The 21,306-nt window shown below is 55.0% G+C and carries 20 protein-coding genes and 1 tRNA gene; 18 read left to right on the top strand and 3 right to left on the bottom strand.

What is annotated here, in order from left to right:
* Positions 1-133: 133 nt before the first annotated feature.
* Both HMPREF0908_RS00195 and HMPREF0908_RS00200 read left to right on the top strand, forming a co-directional pair.
* Entirely contained in the window at positions 134-799 is a 666-nt protein-coding gene (locus HMPREF0908_RS00195; RefSeq protein WP_006689382.1) for a MotA/TolQ/ExbB proton channel family protein, read from the top strand.
* Positions 796-1,194, top strand: a complete 399-nt coding sequence (locus tag HMPREF0908_RS00200) for an ExbD/TolR family protein (protein WP_006689383.1) — start codon at positions 796-798, stop codon at positions 1,192-1,194. The genes HMPREF0908_RS00195 and HMPREF0908_RS00200 overlap by 4 nt, the downstream gene beginning before the upstream one ends.
* A gap of 76 nt (positions 1,195-1,270) precedes the next feature.
* Here HMPREF0908_RS00200 and HMPREF0908_RS00205 read toward each other — a convergent pair whose 3' ends face one another.
* Entirely contained in the window at positions 1,271-2,968 is a 1,698-nt protein-coding gene (locus HMPREF0908_RS00205) for a DUF4127 family protein (protein WP_006689384.1), read from the bottom strand.
* Between the two features lie 176 nt (positions 2,969-3,144).
* Between HMPREF0908_RS00205 and HMPREF0908_RS10880 the strand changes: the two genes are divergently transcribed.
* The 13 genes from HMPREF0908_RS10880 (at position 3,145) to HMPREF0908_RS00265 (ending at position 15,404) form a co-directional block, all read left to right on the top strand.
* Positions 3,145-3,315: a hypothetical protein gene (locus tag HMPREF0908_RS10880; protein WP_156778187.1), complete on the top strand. Its 171-nt coding sequence runs from the start codon at positions 3,145-3,147 to the stop codon at positions 3,313-3,315.
* Between the two features lie 14 nt (positions 3,316-3,329).
* Positions 3,330-3,770, top strand: a complete 441-nt coding sequence (locus HMPREF0908_RS00210) for a hypothetical protein (RefSeq protein WP_006689386.1) — start codon at positions 3,330-3,332, stop codon at positions 3,768-3,770.
* A gap of 154 nt (positions 3,771-3,924) precedes the next feature.
* The gene (gene mdh, locus HMPREF0908_RS00215; RefSeq protein ID WP_006689387.1) at positions 3,925-4,875 is read left to right on the top strand and encodes a malate dehydrogenase; all 951 of its coding nucleotides are present in this window, start codon (positions 3,925-3,927) and stop codon (positions 4,873-4,875) included.
* A 140-nt stretch (positions 4,876-5,015) separates the two neighbouring features.
* A tRNA-Lys gene (locus HMPREF0908_RS00220) sits at positions 5,016-5,091 on the top strand.
* Between the two features lie 79 nt (positions 5,092-5,170).
* A complete protein-coding gene (gene surE / locus HMPREF0908_RS00225) occupies positions 5,171-5,932 on the top strand; it encodes a 5'/3'-nucleotidase SurE (RefSeq protein WP_006689388.1) in 762 nt (253 codons plus the stop codon).
* 140 nt (positions 5,933-6,072) lie between these two features.
* Positions 6,073-6,735, top strand: a complete 663-nt coding sequence (locus HMPREF0908_RS00230) for a precorrin-2 dehydrogenase/sirohydrochlorin ferrochelatase family protein (protein WP_006689389.1) — start codon at positions 6,073-6,075, stop codon at positions 6,733-6,735.
* Positions 6,689-8,050 carry a glutamyl-tRNA reductase gene (gene hemA / locus HMPREF0908_RS00235; protein WP_006689390.1) on the top strand — a complete coding sequence of 454 codons (1,362 nt, stop codon included), beginning with the start codon at positions 6,689-6,691 and terminating at the stop codon, positions 8,048-8,050. The genes HMPREF0908_RS00230 and hemA overlap by 47 nt, the downstream gene beginning before the upstream one ends.
* The gene (gene hemC, locus HMPREF0908_RS00240) at positions 7,968-8,903 is read left to right on the top strand and encodes a hydroxymethylbilane synthase (RefSeq protein ID WP_040572267.1); all 936 of its coding nucleotides are present in this window, start codon (positions 7,968-7,970) and stop codon (positions 8,901-8,903) included. Before hemA ends, hemC begins: the two co-directional genes overlap by 83 nt.
* Entirely contained in the window at positions 8,900-10,420 is a 1,521-nt protein-coding gene (gene cobA, locus HMPREF0908_RS00245) for a uroporphyrinogen-III C-methyltransferase (protein ID WP_006689392.1), read from the top strand. Before hemC ends, cobA begins: the two co-directional genes overlap by 4 nt.
* Positions 10,417-11,388, top strand: coding sequence for a porphobilinogen synthase (gene hemB / locus HMPREF0908_RS00250; RefSeq protein WP_006689393.1), 972 nt, complete (start codon positions 10,417-10,419; stop codon positions 11,386-11,388). Before cobA ends, hemB begins: the two co-directional genes overlap by 4 nt.
* A 12-nt stretch (positions 11,389-11,400) precedes the next feature.
* The gene (gene hemL, locus HMPREF0908_RS00255) at positions 11,401-12,720 is read left to right on the top strand and encodes a glutamate-1-semialdehyde 2,1-aminomutase (RefSeq protein WP_006689394.1); all 1,320 of its coding nucleotides are present in this window, start codon (positions 11,401-11,403) and stop codon (positions 12,718-12,720) included.
* 147 nt (positions 12,721-12,867) lie between these two features.
* Positions 12,868-14,523, top strand: a complete 1,656-nt coding sequence (locus HMPREF0908_RS00260; RefSeq protein ID WP_211204769.1) for a putative polysaccharide biosynthesis protein — start codon at positions 12,868-12,870, stop codon at positions 14,521-14,523.
* Positions 14,520-15,404, top strand: a complete 885-nt coding sequence (locus HMPREF0908_RS00265; protein ID WP_006689396.1) for a diacylglycerol/lipid kinase family protein — start codon at positions 14,520-14,522, stop codon at positions 15,402-15,404. The genes HMPREF0908_RS00260 and HMPREF0908_RS00265 overlap by 4 nt, the downstream gene beginning before the upstream one ends.
* 11 nt (positions 15,405-15,415) lie before the next feature.
* On the opposite strand, the gene HMPREF0908_RS00270 is transcribed toward HMPREF0908_RS00265, so the two are convergent.
* Positions 15,416-16,654 carry an ATP-binding protein gene (locus tag HMPREF0908_RS00270; RefSeq protein WP_211204770.1) on the bottom strand — a complete coding sequence of 413 codons (1,239 nt, stop codon included), beginning with the start codon at positions 16,652-16,654 and terminating at the stop codon, positions 15,416-15,418.
* 26 nt (positions 16,655-16,680) lie between these two features.
* Positions 16,681-17,934, bottom strand: coding sequence for a tRNA(Met) cytidine acetate ligase (locus tag HMPREF0908_RS00275; RefSeq protein WP_006689398.1), 1,254 nt, complete (start codon positions 17,932-17,934; stop codon positions 16,681-16,683).
* 313 nt (positions 17,935-18,247) lie between these two features.
* On the opposite strand from HMPREF0908_RS00275, the gene mnmA reads away from it, so the two are divergent.
* Genes mnmA through HMPREF0908_RS00290 form a run of 3 tightly spaced genes read left to right on the top strand, consistent with a single transcriptional unit; the run spans position 18,248 to position 21,304 of the window.
* Positions 18,248-19,333, top strand: a complete 1,086-nt coding sequence (mnmA, locus tag HMPREF0908_RS00280; RefSeq protein WP_211204771.1) for a tRNA 2-thiouridine(34) synthase MnmA — start codon at positions 18,248-18,250, stop codon at positions 19,331-19,333.
* Positions 19,334-19,361: 28 nt separating this feature from the next.
* Entirely contained in the window at positions 19,362-20,411 is a 1,050-nt protein-coding gene (locus HMPREF0908_RS00285) for a hypothetical protein (protein ID WP_006689400.1), read from the top strand.
* Between the two features lie 11 nt (positions 20,412-20,422).
* Positions 20,423-21,304 carry an NYN domain-containing protein gene (locus HMPREF0908_RS00290; protein ID WP_006689401.1) on the top strand — a complete coding sequence of 294 codons (882 nt, stop codon included), beginning with the start codon at positions 20,423-20,425 and terminating at the stop codon, positions 21,302-21,304.
* The last annotated feature ends 2 nt before the right edge of the window (positions 21,305-21,306 follow it).

The following is a 21,306-nucleotide window of genomic DNA, read 5'->3' on the forward strand; positions in this document are numbered from 1 at the left end:
TATAGTATTTTTTCATCAGAACCGCAAGGGAGTTGGCCGGGAAAAGATAAGCGCTGTCATTGACTCAGACCTCTATATATAGTAGAATACAGCTGAATTTAAGCCTATATTTACCAAATGGAAAGGGACTGCCATGAATTCTATTGCGCAAGGCATTGCATTTTTTCAGCAGGGAGGTATCGTCATGTATTTCTTGACGATAGCGTCCATTTTTGTTGTCTTTATTGGGATTGAGCGCGCGTTTTACTTTTCACGTGCTGATGCGGGCCGTGCCTTTGCTCACGCATTCATGCTCGATATTGCAAATGCGCGCTATGCGGAGGCACTTGCCCTCGCGCGCGATCGTCGCGGGGCGATTGCCGATATTTTGTTCAGTGCAATCACCAAGAACAGCAGCCGTGCCGATCAGATGAGCTCCTACATGGAGATCCAGTCCGGCATCGCACTCTCCAAGATGCGTCGCCGCATCTATTATCTGAGCGTGATCGTAACGATGGCCCCCCTCCTCGGGCTCTTGGGAACGATCAGCGGAATGATTACGACGTTCAGCGTGTTCAACATCCAGGCGGGCGAGCCGACGGCGATCACGGGGGGCATCGGCGAGGCACTGATCGCTACGGCGATGGGACTCTGTGTTGCACTCATCGCACTCATGGTACATGCGTATTTTTCGCAGCGAATTGAGAACATCGTCACGGATATGGAGATGTGTTTTTCTGCCGCTGAGAGCAGCCGTCTTGCTCTCGCCGATGCTGCCGGCGTCACGGCAGACAATCCAGCGGAGGGGGCGGCACAATGAGACTGCGTGACCGCAGGGCATTCGGAAAGCCTGAGGTCGTCATCATTCCGATGATCGACATCATGTTCTTCCTGCTCGTCTTCTTCATCATGAGTACCCTATACATGGTCAACGTCAAGACCGTGGATGTAAATCTCCCCAAGGCGCAGTCGGCACAGACTCAGCTGAATGTGACCTATCTCATCACGGTGCGCAAGGACGGCTCACTCTGGCTCGAGGATCAGCCGATTGATGCGGATACTCTTGTGCGACAGGCACGCGCGGAGGCACAGAAGAATCCGCGCTTTGCGGTTGTTGTGCGTGCGGACGGGGATATGAACTACAGCGGCGTCATGGAGCTGCTGGACCGTTTCCGCCAGGCAGGGATTACGCGCTTCGGATTGGCTGCAGAATAGAAAAAAGGAACCGTTGTACGAAGGAAGGACGTGTCATACAACGGCTCCTCTTGCTTTTGTTCTGGGCATCCAGATATTATGGCGCTTTCCGTTCAATTACGGGCACGGATTCAAGGCGTATCTCGAATGTGCGGGGCCATGGGCAGTATGCATTGATATTGTTATGCGCAACACGCAGTGTCATGCCGTTTTGTTCAAAAGGGGCGCGGAATGCAGCAGTTGACTCACAGCTCCTCATGCGGCGGCTCAGGTCATTCATCAGGAGGTCGTTTGCCCAATGCCAGTTTCGCGTGAGATCGAGATCGGCACTGTTCGTATAGCCCGCACGGCGAAGTGCGTCATTCACGCGGTCAATCGTCTCCTTGAGGTAGAATTCGTCTTCTGCCATGCGCCCCGTGAGAAAGGCGAGATTTGCAGCGGCGGCGCGTTCCCGCTCCTCTGCCGTCGCGGCGTTTCTCATGGCACAGTGATAGAGAAGCGCCTCCGCAAGTGCCGTACCGATGGCGTTGCTTGCCGTATTCCACCCCGCGTATGCTGTCAGGGCGTTCACGGGGACATTTTTTTCGGTCAGAATGGGGAGCAGCGTTTCCTCCGCACGGAAATGGCGCGAGAGATCGACGAGTGCGACGGATTTTCCTGCGGCCAGCATTTGATCGATTGCGGCGGCAGAGGGCGCGCGTGAGCCAAGCGTATCCGCATCGCCGTCACCCGCCGTGATAAAGAGGGTCAGGTCGTGGTCCGTGTCATCTGCTGCAAGCATGCCGCCGAGCATGGCGATCTTCTCCCGTGCTGTCACATCGTTTGAGACCGCCATAAAGGGAAAGACGGCGTCTGCCATATCGTCACGCGCATAGCGCAGTGAAATGCGTGGGGGCGTCTCATCGCGCATACGCAAGCCATCGACTGCCATCCGCGTGAGCATAGAGAGCCCAATCTCATCTGCTCCGTGCACGATCATCGCCCGCTCCGGGGCGATGTTTTTTTGTGTCAGCAGGGCGGACAGTTCCGCCTTTTTCAGATTGCCGACGGAGAACTCTTCGCCGTCGTCCTGCCCGAGTACAAGACGCGTGAGCGTGCCCTCCTCGGTGAGCGTAATGAGCATAGCGGCAAGAGCTGTGCTCTCGTCGAAATGCGCAAGATACTTTTGCAGATCCGTATCGGGGATCTCGGCGCGCAGACGCGCCATTTCCTCTGCATCGACCGGAAGCCCCGCGCCTGCGCGTCCCAGGAGACGAGCATAGGAGAGAAGCGCGCGCCGCTCGCGCCAGCCATTGATGCCGTCCTGCGGAATCGCACGCGGCAAAATATAGAACGCGTGCAGGGGAACACTAGGATATGCTGCGTGCAGGCCGCGGAGATATGCGGCGAGCGCATCGATGTCCTCTGCCGAGATATGTGTCTCGCGTGCGGCGAGGAGCCCTCCCGAGAGCAGTTGATCGACCGAGAGAATGACGGCATCTGCATCATTGATATGTTCGGCTAACCAGTTCCGCATTTCCGACGTATTTCCAGCCGTGGAATAGTAGTCCATGAGTTCGGATGGCGGCGTCATGATCTCCTGTCCAATGATTCTTCCGCCGTTTATCACAAACTCTCTGCACGGCGGACGTGAGTCGAGCGGGATGAGCAGGATGGGGCGCTGCGCCCCGGCGGCAGACGAAGCTCCTGCGGAGAGTGGCTGCCATGTGCCGGTGGGAGTGAGGTGGAAGACCAAATGAAAAAGGAAGAGGGCAAGTGCGAGGAAGACAGCGACGATCCCCAAGTTATGTTTCATGCGGTAACCCCCTTTTTCCTCCAGCCCTTTGTTCTGTCCTTATTTTACTGGATACCGTTCCGTTCCGCAATCCATTCTTTGTTGAGGGCGGAGGCGTATTCGAAAAGGCGCAGGGAAAATTTCACAATGCGGTACTGCATAGGAATTTTGCAGAAATTGTTAACTGTGCCTACGGAATGGGCTTCGATCTCTCCGTCATTTCCAATAGCTCGCTGCTGCTCGACTGTAAGAATCTGCCGCAGGACTTCTTTTGCAAGATCACACACCTCGGGATCTCTGTGGACAGCATCGTACCTGAGACACTGCGTACGTTCGGCTGCCATGACGGCGGCAGCCGAACGTCCTGACGGAGTAGTGTCTCATGCAGTTGCTTTTCACTGCGAAAAAAGAGAACCCCGATCTTATCATCAAGCTGAACACGGTGGTCACGAATGTCAATGCCGCAGAGACGCTCATTCACTCAGAACGGGAACTTTCGATTACGCATTGGAAGTTTCTGAAGATGAATCTCCTTGATGATGGGAAGCGTTCGAACAGAGATCTAGAAATCGAGGAGGGAATGTTTCAGTGCTTTTTGCAGAACAACACGCGTACGTGTGGGAAAAACATCCCGGAAAGTTCCCTTGCACGCTCCTATATCATCGCTGACAACCGCGGTTCACTCATCAACAACACAGAGGAGATCTACAAGACCTCGGCAGTCTGCTCCGTAAGGATTTTTGGACGGAGGTTTCCTGGTATACATTCGATGAGGAACTCTATGCAAGCAGGTATGGAAACGTCGGAGAAAAAAAGGCCCTAAGTTGCAGGAAACAAGATTCGAAAAGTAATTGATTTTTCTGAATGGAGATGTTATAATGATTTCATAGTTCAGATCTATTGGTATACCTTGTTTTAATTGTGTTGTTTATTGTGAAACAAGCAGCACAAGAGCTTTACTTAAGGAGGAAATACGTATGAAGGTAACTGTTGTTGGTGCAGGTAACGTAGGTGCTACCGTAGCAAACGTCGTTGCGCTCAAGAAATTTGCGAGTGAGGTTGTCCTTATCGACATCAAAGAGGGTGTCTCCGAGGGCAAGGCAATGGACATGATGCAGTGCTCGCATGCGCTCGGCTTTGACACGACGGTCAAGGGTGTTACGAATGACTACGCTGCGACGGCAAATTCCGATGTTATCGTCGTTACCTCCGGTCTTCCGCGTAAGCCGGGCATGACGCGTGAGGAGCTTGTCGGCGTCAATGCAAAGATCGTCAAGAGTGTTGTGGAACAGGCGCTGAAGCATTCCCCGAATGCGATCTTCATCATCATCTCCAACCCGATGGATGCGATGACCTATCTTGCACTCAAATCCACGGGACTTCCGCGCAACCGCATCATCGGCATGGGCGGCATGCTCGACAGCAGCCGTTTCCGTTATTATCTTTCCGAGGCACTCAACAAGGCAGGTCATCCTGCAACCCCGACCGATGTGGACGGTATGGTCATTGGCGGACACAATGACAAGACGATGGTTCCGCTCGTCAGCATTGCAACGCTCCGCGGCATTCCTGTCACGCAGCTCCTCTCGAAGGATGTCCTTGCTGATGTTGTCCAGAAGACGAAGGTCGGCGGCGCAACGCTGACGGGGCTTCTCGGTACGTCTGCATGGTATGCGCCGGGCGCATCTGCCGCAACGCTGGTTGAGGCGATTGCGCTCGATTCGAAGAAGGTTATTCCTTGCTGCGTCTACCTCGAAGGCGAGTATGGCGAGAAGGAACTCTGCGTCGGTGTTCCTATTGTCCTCGGCAAGGGCGGCTTTGAGAAAGTTGTCGATGTCAAGCTCGAGGGCGAGGAGAAGGCGAAGTTCGAGGAGAGTGTCGAGGCTGCACGTGCTGTCAATGCACAGCTCGCTGATGCACTGAAGTAATCTTCTCTCCGTGAAGGAATAAAAAAGGATCTCTTCGGAGATCCTTTTTTGTACGCGTGATTTATTATGGAAAACACGCGGAAGGGATTGACAGGCATGTATTGTTCCTCTATAATAGCTATGCACTGCAAGGTGCAGACGACTCACTAGCTCAACTGGCAGAGCAACTGACTCTTAATCAGTAGGTTCACGGTTCGATTCCGTGGTGGGTCACCATGAATGTTGCCCGCATATGCGGTTTTAGGCAGGTTGGCATACCAACCTGCCTTTCGTGTATCAAGCAAATGAGAGGAAGATGCCTTTGAATATCCTGATATCAAATGACGACGGGATTGCTGCAGAGGGGATTCATGTACTTGCGCGCCGCCTGTCTGGAGCACATCATGTGACGGTTGCAGCTCCTATGCATCAGCAGAGTGGTACGTCTCACGCGCTGACGATCGGGCGTGCGATTGAGGTGCGTGAGGATGAGAATTTCGATGCAGAGTGTCATGTCGCGGCGTGGGCGATCGACGGCACACCGACGGACTGTGCGAAGCTCTACCTGGATGCGATCGCAGAGGAACGTCCGGATGTTGTGCTTTCAGGGATCAATCACGGGTCAAATCTCGGTACGGATGTGATCTACTCGGGAACGGTTGGTGCCGCTTTTGAGGGATATTTCCACGGAATTTCATCGTTTGCACTCTCGCTTCTTGATGGCAGCAGTCTTTCATTTGCCGATGCGGCAGAGTATTTTGTCCCATTCATGGAACAAGTTCTTGCTGCTGCAGATCAGCCATTTTTGTTGAACATCAACTTCCCGAAGGAGCTTGCGGGGGATGAGCCACGATTTGTGTTCTGCCGCCAGGGCGGACGCGATTACGTGAATGCATTTGAGCGCATTGAGATGGAAGAGGGGCGTGTGCATTACAAGGTAGCAGGCGAGGTGTCTGATACGGATAAGGGAATTGGAACGGATATCTATGCGGTGGAGCATGGGCTGATCGCGGTGACCCCACTGGGCGTGGATATGACGGACTATCCGCTGCTGCGCCAACTGGGTGATGCGCTATAACCACATTGATAATCACTATAAAGAGAGGAGATTCGGCCTTCTCCTCTTTTTTTTCATTCTTGTATGCGGTATAATATTGAATATGAATGGGGTTCATGTTTCTTTAGCTAAAATCCGCGCGGTAAAGAGGAGTGAGTTGTGTGCTGTATCCGCTGAATGTCGATCTGAGCGGACGTTCTCTTATCCTTGTCGGCGGCGGCAGGGTGGCAGAGCGTAAAGCATGCAGCATTCTCTCTGCTGGGACGGAGGCATCCATCTGTGTTATCGCACCAAAAGTCACTTCTGTGCTGCAGGAGCATGCCGCGGCAGGCAGGCTGTGCTGGAAGCAGACATGCTATGCGGACGGAATGCTCGAAGGTGCGTTTCTCGCCTATGCGGCGACGAATCTGCGCGAGGTCAATGCGGCCGTGGCGTCGGAGGCAAAACGCAGAGGGATTCCTGTCAATGTCATTGATGATCCTGCGGCATCTACTTTTCAGGTGCCTGCCTCGATACGCCGCGGCGAGCTGATGCTGTCCGTCTCGACCGCAGGCGGCAGTCCGGCGCTCTCGCGTGCGATACGGATGGAACTGGAGGAGATGTATCCGCCCGCCTTCGGAGTGTGGCTGGAGCGTGTATCATCCCTGCGGGTGGAACTACAGGAGAGTGTCTCATCGAGCAGTGCACGAACGCGCTTTTGGCATACGGCACTGCGCCCTGATATTTTGACCATGGTTCGTCATGGTGCGATGGAGAAAGCAGAGGTTGAACTACGGAATGCGGCTCTTGACTTTGGGGCTCAATCATCGGACTGCACCGATTGATGTACGTGAGCGGGTTTCATTCTCGCGCGAGGAACTGCGCACGGGGCTCCAGAACCTAGGCGATTACGACGGAGTGAGCGGGCTTGTGGTTCTGTCTACCTGCAACCGAACGGAGCTTTACGCTGCTGTGGAGGATCTCGCGGAGGGGGAGCGCTCCGTGCGGCAGTTCCTGTGCGATCTGGCGCAGGGCGGCGATGATCTGGATGCATATCTCTATACGTACACTGACGATGCGGCGATTGAGCATCTCTTCCGCGTGGCGTCGAGTCTCGACTCGCTTGTACTCGGTGAGGGGCAGATTCTCTCACAGGTGAAGGGGGCGTATGCGTTGGCACGAGAGGCAGGCGTGACCGGGACGATCCTCAATTTGCTCTTTCACCGTGCTATTGCTACGGGAAAACGCGTACGGACGGAAACGCGCATCGCTTACCGTTCTGTGTCAGTAAGCTATGCTGCTGTCGAGCTTGCTGCTGCGTCTTTGGGAGGGCTTGGCGGCTGCGGAGCATTGATCTTCGGTGCAGGGAAGATGGCGGAATTGACGGCAGAACATCTGCGTGCGCATGGGATTGAGACGATCTATGTTGCCAACCGTCATATTGAGCGCGCGCGGGGGCTTGCCGAGCGGATCGGCGGAGAGGCCATTCCATTTGATCGTGCCATGGACTATGCGACAAATGTTGATGTTGTCGTTACATCGACTGGGGCACCGCATTATGTAATCAAGGCGTGGGAGGCGCGCCGCCTCATGACGCGTCGTCAGGGACGCAAAATCTTCTTTATCGATATTGCCGTTCCGCGTGATGTTGACCCCGATGTTGCGGGGATCAAGGGAATTGAGCTCTATAATATTGACGCACTCGAGGCAGTGGTGGATGAGCACCTGGGAGAACGGCAGGCGGAGGCGGTCAAGGCACAGAAAATTGTGGAGGAGGAAGTTGCCGCCCTTCAGGAACGCTTCAAGTATCTTTCCTTTCAGCCGCTTATGGCACTGCTCTCAGGACGATGTGAGCGCATTCGCGCGCGTGAGATCAAGCGTGTGAGCGCGAAGCTGCCCGATCTCTCGGAAGAGGAAGGCCGTCAGGTTGAGCACATGAGCCGCATGATTGTACGAAAGATACTGCGCATCCCGATGATGAAGCTGCGGTCATCTGCGGGAACCAAGGATGAGGCATTTTACATCGAAGCAATGCGTTCTCTTTTTAAGTTAGATGCGATGGGAGAGACAGGAACCAGTGAACAGCGGCACAATCACTATCGGTACACGAGCGAGCAAGTTGGCTCTGTGGCAGGCGAACTATGTGGCGGAGGCCATTAAAAAGGAGCATCCGTCCTGCTGCGTGGAGCTGCATGAGCTGACGACGAAGGGAGATCGCATCCTGGATGCACCGCTCGCTAAAATCGGTGGCAAGGGGCTCTTTACGAAGGAACTTGAGCAGGCGATGCTGGATGATGCGGTCGATCTTGCCGTGCATAGTCTGAAGGATATGCCGACGGAGGTTCCCGACGGACTGGTCATCGGTGCGATTACAACACGGCTCGACCCCGGTGATGCCTTTGTCAGTGCACACTACGCTGCAGTGGAGGATCTTCCTGTCGGGGCACGCGTGGGTACATCGAGTCTGCGCCGCCGCGCACAGCTTCTCGCCGTGCGTCCCGATTTAACGATCTGTGATCTGCGCGGAAATGTCAATACGCGTCTTGCCAAGCTCGACGCAGGGGAGTTCGATGCGATTGTGCTTGCGGCGGCAGGACTAAAGCGACTCGGTTTTGAACGTCGTATCCGCACCATTTTGCCGCGCTCTGTGATGCTTCCTGCGGTTGGGCAGGGAGCTCTTGCCATTGAATGCCGTGCTGGGGATGCCGCAATTCTTTCCGCCATTGAGTTTCTGCGTGATGCGGGTATGACGACGGCGGCACAGGCAGAGCGCGCGTTCCTGCGTCGTGTTGAGGGCGGCTGTCAGATCCCTGTCGGGGTTTATGCTGAGGTCGATGCTAATGGTCAGATTTCCATTGATGCTATGATTGCTTCGGTCGATGGACAGCGTATCTGCCGTTCTGATGCACACGGAGCAGGCGAGCAGGCTGAGGCTCTTGGAACTGCTCTTGCCGAGGAGCTCCTCGATGCCGGCGGACGTGAGATTTTGAAAGAGATTGGAATTACAGCATGAAGAACGGAATGGTGTTTCTTGTTGGCGCGGGTCCCGGAGATCCGCGCCTTTTGACCGTGGGGGCGATGCAGTGCCTGAAACGGGCGGATGTCGTTGTCTATGACCATCTTGCCGATGAGAGTATTCTCTCCTATGTGCCTGAGGCAGCAGAGCGGATCTATGTCGGCAAGCAGTCCTGCCATCATACAATGCAGCAGGAGGAGATCAATGTCCTGCTCGCAGACAAGGCGGAGGAGGGAAAGACGGTCGTTCGTCTGAAGGGCGGAGATCCGTTCGTCTTTGGCCGCGGTGGGGAAGAGGCTCTTGTTTTGCTGGAACGTGGAGTTCCTTTTGAGATTCTGCCCGGTGTCACCTCTGCGATCAGCGTGCCGGCCTATGCCGGTATTCCTGTGACACATCGAGGTGTGGCGGTTTCCTTTGCCGTGGTCACGGGACACGAGGATCCGACGAAACCCGAGTCTCATGTCCGCTGGCAGCATCTCGCGACAGGTGTGGATACACTGATCTTTTTGATGGGCGTGGCAAATCTGCCTGAGATCACGAAGCATTTGATCGAGAATGGGCGTCCCGCAGATACCCCGGCAGCACTTATCCGATGGGGGACGCGTGCCGATCAGGAGACATACGTGACGACAGTCGGTGAGGCGGCTGAGATGGTGCGTCGTGATGGGATGCGTCCTCCTGCGATCTTTATTGTGGGAGATGTGGTGCGCCTGCGAGATCGTCTGCGCTGGTTCGACCGCAGAGAGTTCCGCCCTCTTTTTGGGAAGCGCATTCTTGTCACACGCGCGCGTGCTCAGGCATCGGCATTGACGGAGAAACTGACGGCACTTGGTGCATCCTGCGTCGAGGCACCGGTGATTCGCATTGTTCCGCCGTCCGATTCGTACGCAGGACTGGATTCTGCCATCGGAAAACTGCAGGACTATCACTGGGTGATCTTTACGAGTGTCAACGGTGTGGATCATTTCTTTGCACGGCTTCATCACGCAGGAAAGGATGCACGAGCACTCGGCTATGCTAAAATTGCTGCCATCGGTACGGCGACACGGGATCGTCTCCGCACCTACGGGATCGAGGCAGATCTTGTGCCGCAGGAGTTCCGCGCTGAGGCAGTCGTGGATGCGCTCCGTCCGATTCTGCCGCCGCGTGCCCATATCCTCCTGCCGCGCGCACAGGAGGCACGCGACGTTCTTCCTGAGTCCTTGAGTGCACATGGGGCGACTGTGGACGTTGCCGCAGCCTATGAGACGGTACCCGAGACAGAACATGGGGAAGAGCTCGCCGCCCAGATGATGGACGGTGCGTTTGACTACGTTACATTTACCAGTTCCTCCACCGTCAAGAATCTCGTGCGCATGCTCGGCAATATTACGCCGCTGCAGCATACGAAGATTGCCTGCATTGGACCGGTAACGGCAGAAACCGTAGAGAGTTATGCGCTGATGTCTGCCATGACAGCCAGAACTTATACGATTGATGGATTGGTAGATTGCATAAGGGAGAATATAGAATGAGTATGATTCAGCGTCCGCGCCGTTTGCGCATCTCGTCCGGGATGCGCGATCTTGTGCGTGAGACAGAGCTGTCGGTGCGCGATTTTGTCTATCCGATCTTTGTCGTTCCTGGAGAGAAGCTCAAAGAAGAGATCCCGAGTATGCCGGGGTGTTTCCACTACTCTGTGGATCAGGTCGCAGCACTCGCATACGAGATCGCAGCGCGTGGGATTCGCGCCGTCGAGGTGTTCGGCCTTCCTGCTTATAAGGATGAGGACGGCAGCTCTGCATGGGATATGGAGAGTCCTGTCCAGCGCGCGATCGCTGCGATCAAGGACGCTGTTCCTAACCTGCTGGTCGTCGGTGATGTATGCCTTTGCCAGTATACGACACATGGACACTGTGGACATCTCACGGGACACTATGTCGATAATGACAGGACGCTCGCACTCCTGCAGAAGGTTGCCGTAAGTCAGGCAAAGGCGGGGGCAGACATCGTTGCGCCGTCCGATATGATGGATGGACGCATTGCCGCCATTCGCGAGGCACTTGACGAAAATAAATTTGAGAACACCTCCATCATGAGCTACGCAGTAAAGTATGCCTCGGGATACTATGGCCCTTTTCGTGATGCGGCAGACAGCACGCCCGCCTTCGGTGACCGCAGGCAGTATCAGATGGACCCGTCGAATGTCCGTGAGGCACTGAAAGAGACTGCACTTGATGTGGAAGAGGGCGCTGACATCATCATGGTTAAGCCGGCTCTTGCCTATCTCGACGTGGTACGCCGTGTCTATGAGGTGACAGATCGCCCCATTGCCGTCTACAATGTCAGCGGCGAGTACGCCATGGTCAAAGCGGCGGCAGCAAATGGCTGGATTGATGAGCAGCGAATTGTTCTGGAGACGCTGACGGGCATGAAGCGCGCCGGTGCAAAGATCATCATCACCTATCATGCCTTGGATGCTGCTGACTGGATGAACGGATAAGGAGAGAGCTATATGCGCCATACCGAAAAATCAAAGGCTGCCTTTGATGAGGCAAAACGGTATATGCCCGGCGGGGTCAACAGTCCCGTCCGTTCGTTCGCCAATGTAGGGGGGAACCCTCTCTTTATTGCACGAGCGGAGGGGGCGTATATCTACGATATTGACGGGAACTCTTACATCGACTACGTGGGATCATGGGGACCGATGATCGTCGGACACGCGCATCCGCAGGTAGTGAAGGCTCTGCAGGAGGCTGTGGTACGCGGGACAAGCTATGGTGCACCGACGCTCATGGAGACGGAGCTGGCCAAGCTCGTTCAGTCGGCCTATCCGACCATTGAATGCATTCGCATGGTCAACTCGGGAACCGAGGCGACGATGAGTGCACTGCGTCTGGCACGCGGCTATACCGGACGGGATAAAATCGTCAAGTTCATCGGATGCTACCATGGGCATAACGACAGCCTCCTCGTCAGCGCAGGCTCAGGCATGGCGACATTCGGCGTCCCGAGTTCTCCCGGTGTGACGAAGGGGACAGCGGCGGACACGATTGCTGTTCCGTACAACGATGAGGATGCCGTCCGCGATGTGATGGAGCGCGAGGGCGATCATATCGCCGCCGTCATCGTTGAGCCGGTCGCGGGAAATATGGGGCTGGTGCTGCCGCGTCAGGGTTATCTCTCTCTGCTGCGCGAGCTGACCGAGCAGCACGGCACGCTTCTCATCTTTGATGAGGTGATGTGCGGCTTCCGTGCGTCCTTGGGCGGTGCACAGGCTGCCTATGACATCCGTCCCGATCTCACCTGCCTCGGCAAGATCATCGGCGGCGGTCTTCCCGTCGCTGCATACGGCGGACGCCGTGAGATCATGGAGCAGATTTCCCCCTCGGGTCCCGTCTATCAGGCGGGCACTCTCTCAGGCAATCCGCTTGCCATGACGGCGGGCATTGAGACGCTGAAGCTCATCACGGCAGACCCCGAAGAAGGGAAGGCGGATTACAGTCGTGAGCTGACCATCAAGACGAAAAATCTCCTGCTTGGCTGGCAGCGCACAGCGAAGGAGGCAGGTGTGCCGATATGTGCACATCAGGCGGGATCGATGTTCGGCATCTTCTTTATTGATCGTGATGTCTATAACTATGAGGATGCCGCTGCTGCTGATCAGGATGCCTTCCGCATCTGGTTTGAGACGATGCTCGATGAGGGCGTGTATCTGGCTCCGTCCCAGTTTGAGACGGTATTCATGTCGGGAGCGCATACGGACAAAGACATTGAACGCACAATTGCCGCTTCGGAGAAGGCGTTTGCCGCAGTCAAAAAAGCACGAAAATAATTTTCATCAAAGACCTCATGCGACTGCATCGTGTGAGGTCTTTTTGTGATTTGAAACATCTGTCCGTGTGAGTGAAGTCCATTGATAGTGGAAGCAGTTCATGATATAATTCAATCGATATTATTCTCATAATTAGCATTTGAGGCGGTGTTTCTCATTAGTGAGATGAATGTTGCGGAAGGGAAGAAGAGCAAAGGAGAATCCTTTCTCAAGGGTACTTTTGTTCTGACCATCGCAGGTTTTGTGGTCAAGGTGATCGGGTCGCTGAACTGGATCTTCGTCTCCCGCATTCTAGGCGGCGAAGGTATTGGTCTCTACCAGATGGCGTTCCCCATTTATTTTTTTGCCATGACGGTCTCGCAGGCCGGTGTTCCGGTAGCGATTTCGATTATTACGGCGGAGCGCGTCGCACTCAAGGATATCTACGGAGCGAAGCGTGTATTTCGCATCTCTATGCTGCTCATGGTGCTGACAGGACTGCTCTTTTCGATTTTGACCTATTTGGCGGCAGACTGGCTGATCGAGTGGCAGCTGATTCGTGATGCGCGTGCCTACAAGGCTGTGGTGGTGCTTGCTCCGACGGTCTTTTTCGTGACCCTGCTCGCCAGTTCCCGCGGGTATCTGCAGGGATGGCAGCGTATGACGCCGACGGCAGTGTCGCAGATTGTAGAGCAGATTTTCCGCGTGGTGACCATGATTGTCCTCGCGAGTCTTCTCATGCCATGGGGGCTGGACTACGCAGCCGCCGGCGCGTCGCTCGGGGCTTTCGCAGGGGCGGTGACAGGACTCATTGTTCTCGTCTACTTCCACATCAAACTGGAGCGAGACATTGTGCGTGATTACGGGACGGATCTGAGACCGCTGCCGAATGTTCCCTACGAAACACGACTTTCGATTATTCATCGTATTTTTAAGCTGGCACTTCCGGTCTCGGCGGCAAGCATTATGCTGCCCGTCGTCTCGAATCTGGATCTGATGATCGTTCCGCAGCGCCTCGAGGCGGCGGGCTACAGCATCAGTGAGGCGACGGAGCTTTTCGGTTATCTGAACGGCATGGCTGTCCCACTCGTCAATCTGGCGACGATTCTGACTGCATCCATGGCAATGAGTATCGTTCCCGCCATCTCAGAGTCGCGTGTACTCGGCGATCAGGCACGCGTCTATGATCAGACGGCGGCGTCTGTGCGCATTTCGAATTTCGTCTGTTTTCCTGCCTTTGTCATTGTGTTTGTTTTGGCAACGCCAATTTCTTCGCTGATCTACAATGCGCCGGGGGCGGGGCCTGCGGTCATGATCTCGGCGGTGAGCATCATCCTGCTCGGTCTGCATCAGGTTTCAACGGGGATTTTGCAGGGACTGGGACATCCGACGATCCCCATGGTGAATATGGTGCTCGCAGCGGCGGCAAAGATTTTCCTGAACTGGCATCTGACGGCGATCCCCTGGCTCGGCATCATGGGGGCGGCATGGGCAACAGCGGCAGATATGGGGGTCGCCGCGCTCATTAACCTCTACTTCATCTACCGTTTTATCGGCTATCGTATCGAGCTCCTCCAGCTCATCAAGACGATATGTTCTGCCGGGATTATGGCATGTGCTGTTCATTTTTTCTATGTGTGGACACTGGCATGGTGGGGGATCGCAGCGATTTCTACCTTTGGTGCGGTGTTCTTTGGCTGCTTCGTCTATGTGGCGGCGATGATCCTGCTGCGCGGCCTGATCGAGGAGGATCTGTACCGTCTGCCGATGGTCGGTACGGTCGGCATCCGATTTTTACAACGGATTGGGGTGTATAAGTCATGAAGAAAATGGCCTTGATCTACAACCCCGTGTCGGGGCATGCCCTCTTTAAGGAGAAGTTGGACACGCTGATCGAACTTTTTCAGCGTCATGATATCATACTTTCCTCCTACCGCACGCGTGGGAATGGGCAGGATCAGCTCAGCCAGTTTCTCTGTGAGATTGCCCCTGCCGGCATACTGGCAGCGGGTGGTGATGGAACAGTGCACGCAGTAGTGAATGCACTGCAGGATGCCAAGATCGACATACCACTCGGTATCTTAGGAAGCGGCACGTCAAATGATTTTGCTACGCACCTTGGGATTGGCGGGGATTGGGAGTCCTATGTGGAACGCATTGCAGCGGATGAGTCGCGGCGCGTTGATTTGGGCGTTTTGGAAGGACAGGGGCGCTATTTTGTCAACGTCCTCAGTGCCGGTGTCTTGACGGGGATCGCCCATGAGGTGAAGTCGGTCTATAAGAATTCACTCGGCCGAATCGCGTATTACCTGAAGGGGATCGGGGAGCTTCCGCGACTGCATTCATTTCCAGTGCACATTACGGCAGATGGTGAACACTATGAGGAAGAAATTTTCCTGTTCGTCATCGCCAACAGTCCTGTGGTGGCCGGGATGAAGCAGATCGGCAGCGATATTGCAATCGATGATGGGATGCTCGACCTCCTTGCCGTAAAGAAAACAGGTCTGCCGCAGTTTATGTCTGTGGCGGCAGACCTGTTTGCCGGAAAACCGGTATCGGAGCGGGACAATATCCTGCACATACGTGCACGGACATTTGAGCTCACAGCGGATGTACCGCTCTTTAGTGATGTGGACGGAGAATGCGGACCACGTCTTCCGCTGTGTGTGAGGACCGTCCCGCTGGCACTCTCCGTGTATTGCTGAGTTTGTTCATATTATTCGTTGTTTCCCAAATAATAGGCGACGAATTGCTGTGCCGTGCGACCACTGCGCCCGCTGTGCGTCATCTCCCAACGAAGCCCCGCAATGCGCAGCTCCTCAGGTGTCAGGTGGATGCCTTTTTGTGTGAGCATATGGTCGATGATTGCCAGATATTCTTCCTGATCCGGTGTATGGTACTGAATGATGAGACCAAAGCGATCCGAGAGAGAAATCGCTTCGTTGATACTGTCATCGCGATGGACCTCATCCTGCTCGCGCTCACGCCATGTCTCACGGATGAGGTGACGGCGATTGGACGTCGCATAGATGCGTACATTGGAGGGGCAGGATGATACACTGCCCTCGATTGCGGACTTGACCGCCTTGAACTCGGCATCCGAGTCCTCAAAGGACAGATCATCCAGGAAAATGATAAATTTTCGCCCCGCATAACGGCGCAGTTCGTTCATGATCGTGCTAAGTTCACGCAGCTGTTCCTTGGTGACCTGTACAAGACGCAGACCGTTCTCTTCGTATTCGCTGACCAGAGCTTTGACGGCGGAGGATTTTCCTGTCCCGCGTGTCCCAACGAGGAGTACGTGGTTGGACGGCTTGCCGAGGACGAAGGCGCGCGTGTTGCGGATAAGCTGCTCCTTCTGGTGCTGATAGCCGATGATATCCTTCATACGGGGGCACTCAAAGTGGTCGATGCCGCAGATCTGGTGTGCTGCGCTGTCCCAACGGAATACGGAATAGGATGCCATATCTCCATAGCCGTATCGTGCGTAGAACGTTAATAGTGCCTCGGCGTAGTCCTCCGTCGTCTTTGCCGCATCGAGCAGCGGGAGAAGAAAATCCTCTGTCTTATCGTAGATGTTTTTCGTGGGCTCGTAGTTGTCCAGCAGCTCAGCCTTTAGAAATGCACTAGTAGGAAGTGCGAAGATTGGATACAGCAGGGCGATATCCTGATAGAAGATATGGCGCAGGCTGTTTCCGGGCGGCAGCCCCGTGCGTTCCATTGTTTCCGAGACGATATTCGGTGTGTGCGTAATGATGTGGAGGAGGTAGCGCGGCAGCAGATTTCCGCGCAGACCGAGATTCTCTGCAGCGGCGATCAGTGCTGCGCAGCATTCACTGCGCTCCTCTACGCCCTCCTCTCCGTACATCATGGTGTCCTCCAGTGCGGCGAGGACAGGATCCATGCGTAAATTATGCAGGGTGAGCAAGCTGGAAAGATTGACCTGTGGTTCCATAGAACATATTCCTTTCTGTATTTCATTCATGATTTTGTCTTGAAGATCGGCGAGGAGAGAAAATCTGTGCCGCATGTGCCGCCATGTGGCTGCGGCAGTGTCAACGTACGCAGCTCTGTGGCACGTGTATCGAAGGCGAGCATTTGCTGCAGCAGAGACAGCTTCGCTGGGGAGCGCGCACGCGCATCACTCGTCAACGTTTCTGCGGTACGTACAATAATTGGGAGAGGACAATTTTTTTTAATGTGCCGCAGCAGCGTTCTGCCTCTTCCATTAAATGCCAAGGGGCGGATGTAGAGACAGCCGGCGCGGTCAAAGTCCTCTGCCTGTATTTTTTGCAGCCGCAGCAGGAGGTGGATGATAAGACGCCCGATGCGACTCTTTGGATAGCGCTTGGCGGAGGTATGCGTCAGCAGATCTTCGTAGGTTTCTGCCATACGCAGTGCACCCATCAGACGGTTTTCGATCCCCTCAGAGACCCCGCAGATGCTGCGGAGTTCTGTGTCCGTCATGGTGAGGATCTCATAGCGCAGGAGACGCAGCAGTTCTCTGTGGCAGGGAAGGGCGTTCGGATGGGCGCGGCGCAGATCGTCAAGCACGCAAGGCATGACTCCCTCTGCGATGTGCTCCCATGGGGGGATATCCTGCTCCAGTGCTGCGCGAATGGAGGACGCACTGGTGATGCCGCTGCGCAGCCATGGCTCTCCGTGCTTCGCTGTTTTGCGCGGCAAGGAAAGCGGCGTGATGTCTGCACCCTTGGCGTGGAGTGCGCGCAGGTACTCCACGCCAAGGATGTTGTTCGGCGCACGCAGGATGCTTTCTTTGATGCCAAGCTGCTCCGCCAGGGCTGAGGACAGTGCCGCCGCATAGGACAGTCCCATGGAGAGACTTTTCGCAATCATGTGCTGTGTCTTGCCTGTATCGATCTCCCGGGCAGCTCTTTCGAGCGGGGGTATGGCCGCTGCCTCTGTGCCGAAGGCAAGGTGGCTGACGACGCCAAGCTGCATGAGGAGGGAGACACCGCCGCGTGCAAAGTCCTGTGCACTGCGGCAGGCAAAGACGAAGGGGAGCTCGAGTACGAGGTCTGCACCTCCGTCGACGGCGTGCCGTGCCCGTGCCCACTTGTCGAGAACGGCGGGCGTTCCGCGCTGCGTTATGCTGCCGCTCATGACGATGACGATGCCATCCATGGAGGGGAATCTTCGGCGCAGTTCACCGAGTTGCCAGGCGTGTCCGTGATGAAATGGATTGTATTCGGCGATTACCCCGATGACGTCCATATTCCCCCCCCTTTTTTTTTCTTTTTAATTTTATCAAAAAAGAATACGTTTGTGTAGTCCTCCGTTCACAAATACAATATCTTGTATTTTCGTAATGCGAATGCTATACTAAATTCACATTTGATTGAAGGAATCGCTGATAAAATGAAGTCCGTCAGATTAGCGTAGATTTTTTTGTCCGATTGAGGAGGAAAACCGGACGCATAGCCAAAGCTATGTGGAGGATCGCGGGCAAAAAGCGGGCAAAAAAGATGCGCTAAGATGGCGGTGCTGAATTTATCAGTGCTTCCTGAACTTCATGGTGGGACAGAGGATGGAGAAACAACGTGTTGTCGTCGCGATGAGCGGAGGTGTGGACAGCTCGGTTACAGCTGCGCTGCTTCAGGAGCAGGGATATGAAGTCGTTGGTGTGACGATGCGTCTCTCGGAGGAGGGGCGCGATGCAGATCCTGATGGGCGCAGCTGTTGTTCTCTCTCGAGTGTGGACGATGCGCGTCGTGTCGCTGACATCTTGGGGATTCCGCACTATGTGATGGACTTTACCGAGCCGTTTCAGCAGTTGGTGATTGACTATTTTACACAGGAGTACGCGCGCGGGCGCACGCCAAATCCGTGTATTGCGTGCAACCGTTATATTAAATTTGAAGGGCTGCTGGGAAAAATACGGGCGCTTGGGGCACAGCATATTGCCACGGGGCATTATGCGCGGATCACACGTACAGGCGATGGGATCTATCATCTGCGAAAGGGAATTGATACGGCGAAGGATCAGTCCTATGTACTCTATCATCTGACACAGAAGATGATGGATCACGTTCTCTTTCCGCTCGGAGATTATCGCAAGGATGAGATTCGGCATATGGCGGAGGACTATGGACTTCCTGTTGCTCACAAGGCGGAGAGTCAGGAGATCTGCTTTGTTCCCCATGACGACTATAAGTCCTACCTACGTATGCACGCACTGCAGACGATGCGGCCGGGGGCGATCACGGATCGTGCGGGGCATATTCTCGGCACGCATGAAGGTATTGCCTTTTATACCATTGGGCAGCGCAGAGGACTCGGGATTTCGGCAGAGCATCCGCTCTACGTGATCGCATTGGATGCGGCTGAAAATCGTGTGATTGTCGGTGCGTCCGATGAGGTTTTTGCATGTGCGCTGACGGCATCCAATTTGAGCTGGACACTGCCGCAGCCACCGCATGCGCCACGCAGCGTACGGGCAAAAATACGCTATGGAAAACGTGAGGCGGATGCGTGGATGGAGCCGCAGGGCGATGGAACTGTGGCGGTACATTTTTCCGAGCCGCAGCGTGCTGTGACGCCGGGGCAGTCCATCGTATTCTATGAGGGCGATGCCGTGTTGGGCGGCGGCAGCATCGACCGTGTGACACCATGAGCCGCCGTGATAGAGAGAGGGAACAACGATGATGAGCCATGCCATGAAAATCAAGGCCGCATGTGCCGCACTGCTTTGTGTGATGCTGGTGCTTGCAGGGCTCTTTTGGTATTTTCGCGTCTACACGAAGACGCCGGAGTATGCTCTTCGTGCGATTGAACGCGCCTTTGAGACGCAGGATGAGACGCTCTTTCTGCGCTATGTGCGTCTGGATGACGTCCTTGACACGGGCTATGATGACTTTATGGCCGGGACGATGGACACGGAGTTTGGCGGAGTGCATGATACATCTGCGGCTCTGGCGGATTTTTCAAAGATGCTCAAGCCGGCGTTTATCAAAATGTTGAATGATGCGGTTCACACGTATTTGACGGAGGGCGATTGGCCGCCGGCAGATGCCGCAAAGGACGGTTCGGACGCAGAGAATATCCTGTCCCGTATCGGCCTGCGTGATCTCTCGTTCCGTGAGACCGCGAATCTGACAGTGGATCAGGCGGCACAGACGGCGGTGGTCGATGTTGTCATGCATCAGGATGAAGCGGATGCGGATTTCACGTTCCAGGTTTGCCTTGCCCCCTCGGATAATGGAGATTGGCAGGTCGTATCGATACGGAATCTGTATGATTATGCAGCCTTCTTGGGCAATGCACGGCGCCTGCGGGTCCAGCAGTATCTCGAGGAGACGGATGCCATCATTCGGCGGCATGATCAGAGCGTCAGTGCGGCACAGATGCGTCTCTATCGTGTGCTCGGTGCAGGAGCACTCGGGAATCAGACGACGCGGGACATGGCACGTCAGATCATGGAGCAGGATGTCCTCGCGGACTGGCAAGGACGGCGCGAAGAGCTGAGCGCAGTTTCCGTTCCCCGTACGATGCAGAGCCTCCAACAGCTGCGCCTCAAGATTTGTGATCTCCATATCGCCTACGCGGAGGGATATGCAGCGTGGATGACGGATAAGAACGCAGCGACGATCCGCTCTGCCGAGACGAATCTGCGGCAGGCGGATGTGCTCGAGGGAGAGGCGACATTCCTGGCACAGCGCGCACGGCGTCTATTTTCAGACGAGGAAGAGTGAGGAGAGATAGGATGCTCGATTCGAGCAGTGATACCGTGGCGATTCTCTACGACATAGAGAATGCGCCGATTGAAATGCTTCAGTATACCATTGACATCGCACAGCGTTACCAGCCATGCCGCATGATTGTCGTCTCGGATTGGGAGGCGCATCCGGATCAGAAGCGCTGGGATCGGCTCATGGAGTCCCCGGACTTTACTTTTCGGCAGATCAGCCGTACCTTCTTGGGAAAAAATTCCCTGGATTCCGCGCTCTATGACTCGGCACAGATACTCTATCAGGAGGGGGTGCGCAAGTACTTTATCATTACGACGGATTCCGACTTTGTACGTATTGCTGAGTCACTGAATTCCGAGGATCCATCGTACATCATCGGTATTGGAACAAAGCAGGCAAGTGAGGACTTGCGCAACGCATACAACGAGTTCTTTGTATATCCGCCGCCAACCGAGAAGGAGCAGAAGTCGGCACGGGAAAAGAAGGAAAAGAAGACGGAGGAGATCGTGACAAAGAAGAAAGCAGCAGAAGAAAAGACAGCAAAGAATAATGCGAAAGTGAATGCAGAACCAGCAGGAAAGGCACGCGAGCAGAAAAAGCGCGCGGCAGCTGCGGCGAAGAAGAAGGATGCGGCAGGACACGCGGCAGAGGCGGCTGCACCGAAGTCACCTGCACTTAAGGAGACAAAGAAGACGGCAGCCAAGGCGAAGGCAGCGCCCGCGGCACAGCAAACAACGTCGAAGAACGAGGCCGTCAATTCTATCACAAATGGATTTCTTACAGTTCGCCTGCCCAAGAGCCTGCGTGCATCTCTTGACCGCAAGGTGCTCGAAGAGGAGGTCTCTCTGGATGAACTCGTGACATATCTCCTCATGCGCGGTCTCTCTGTGAAATGATG

Origin of the sequence: Centipeda flueggei ATCC 43531, from assembly GCF_000160695.1 — a bacterium.
In the GTDB taxonomy this organism is placed as follows: Bacteria; Bacillota; Negativicutes; order Selenomonadales; family Selenomonadaceae; genus Centipeda; species Centipeda flueggei.

What these genes read in the sequence shown, in the direction of transcription:
- HMPREF0908_RS00195 (WP_006689382.1), top strand. Translation starts at nt 134, where the DNA reads ATGAATTCTATTGCGCAAGGCATTGCATTTTTTCAGCAGGGAGGTATC.
- HMPREF0908_RS00200 (WP_006689383.1), top strand. Translation starts at nt 796, where the DNA reads ATGAGACTGCGTGACCGCAGGGCATTCGGAAAGCCTGAGGTCGTCATC.
- HMPREF0908_RS00205 (WP_006689384.1), bottom strand. Translation starts at nt 2,968, where the DNA reads ATGAAACATAACTTGGGGATCGTCGCTGTCTTCCTCGCACTTGCCCTC.
- HMPREF0908_RS10880 (WP_156778187.1), top strand. Translation starts at nt 3,145, where the DNA reads ATGGGCTTCGATCTCTCCGTCATTTCCAATAGCTCGCTGCTGCTCGAC.
- HMPREF0908_RS00210 (WP_006689386.1), top strand. Translation starts at nt 3,330, where the DNA reads ATGCAGTTGCTTTTCACTGCGAAAAAAGAGAACCCCGATCTTATCATC.
- mdh (WP_006689387.1), top strand. Translation starts at nt 3,925, where the DNA reads ATGAAGGTAACTGTTGTTGGTGCAGGTAACGTAGGTGCTACCGTAGCA.
- surE (WP_006689388.1), top strand. Translation starts at nt 5,171, where the DNA reads ATGCCTTTGAATATCCTGATATCAAATGACGACGGGATTGCTGCAGAG.
- hemA (WP_006689390.1), top strand. Translation starts at nt 6,689, where the DNA reads ATGCGGCTCTTGACTTTGGGGCTCAATCATCGGACTGCACCGATTGAT.
- cobA (WP_006689392.1), top strand. Translation starts at nt 8,900, where the DNA reads ATGAAGAACGGAATGGTGTTTCTTGTTGGCGCGGGTCCCGGAGATCCG.
- hemB (WP_006689393.1), top strand. Translation starts at nt 10,417, where the DNA reads ATGAGTATGATTCAGCGTCCGCGCCGTTTGCGCATCTCGTCCGGGATG.
- hemL (WP_006689394.1), top strand. Translation starts at nt 11,401, where the DNA reads ATGCGCCATACCGAAAAATCAAAGGCTGCCTTTGATGAGGCAAAACGG.
- HMPREF0908_RS00265 (WP_006689396.1), top strand. Translation starts at nt 14,520, where the DNA reads ATGAAGAAAATGGCCTTGATCTACAACCCCGTGTCGGGGCATGCCCTC.
- HMPREF0908_RS00270 (WP_211204770.1), bottom strand. Translation starts at nt 16,654, where the DNA reads ATGGAACCACAGGTCAATCTTTCCAGCTTGCTCACCCTGCATAATTTA.
- HMPREF0908_RS00275 (WP_006689398.1), bottom strand. Translation starts at nt 17,934, where the DNA reads ATGGACGTCATCGGGGTAATCGCCGAATACAATCCATTTCATCACGGA.
- mnmA (WP_211204771.1), top strand. Translation starts at nt 18,248, where the DNA reads ATGGAGAAACAACGTGTTGTCGTCGCGATGAGCGGAGGTGTGGACAGC.
- HMPREF0908_RS00285 (WP_006689400.1), top strand. Translation starts at nt 19,362, where the DNA reads ATGATGAGCCATGCCATGAAAATCAAGGCCGCATGTGCCGCACTGCTT.
- HMPREF0908_RS00290 (WP_006689401.1), top strand. Translation starts at nt 20,423, where the DNA reads ATGCTCGATTCGAGCAGTGATACCGTGGCGATTCTCTACGACATAGAG.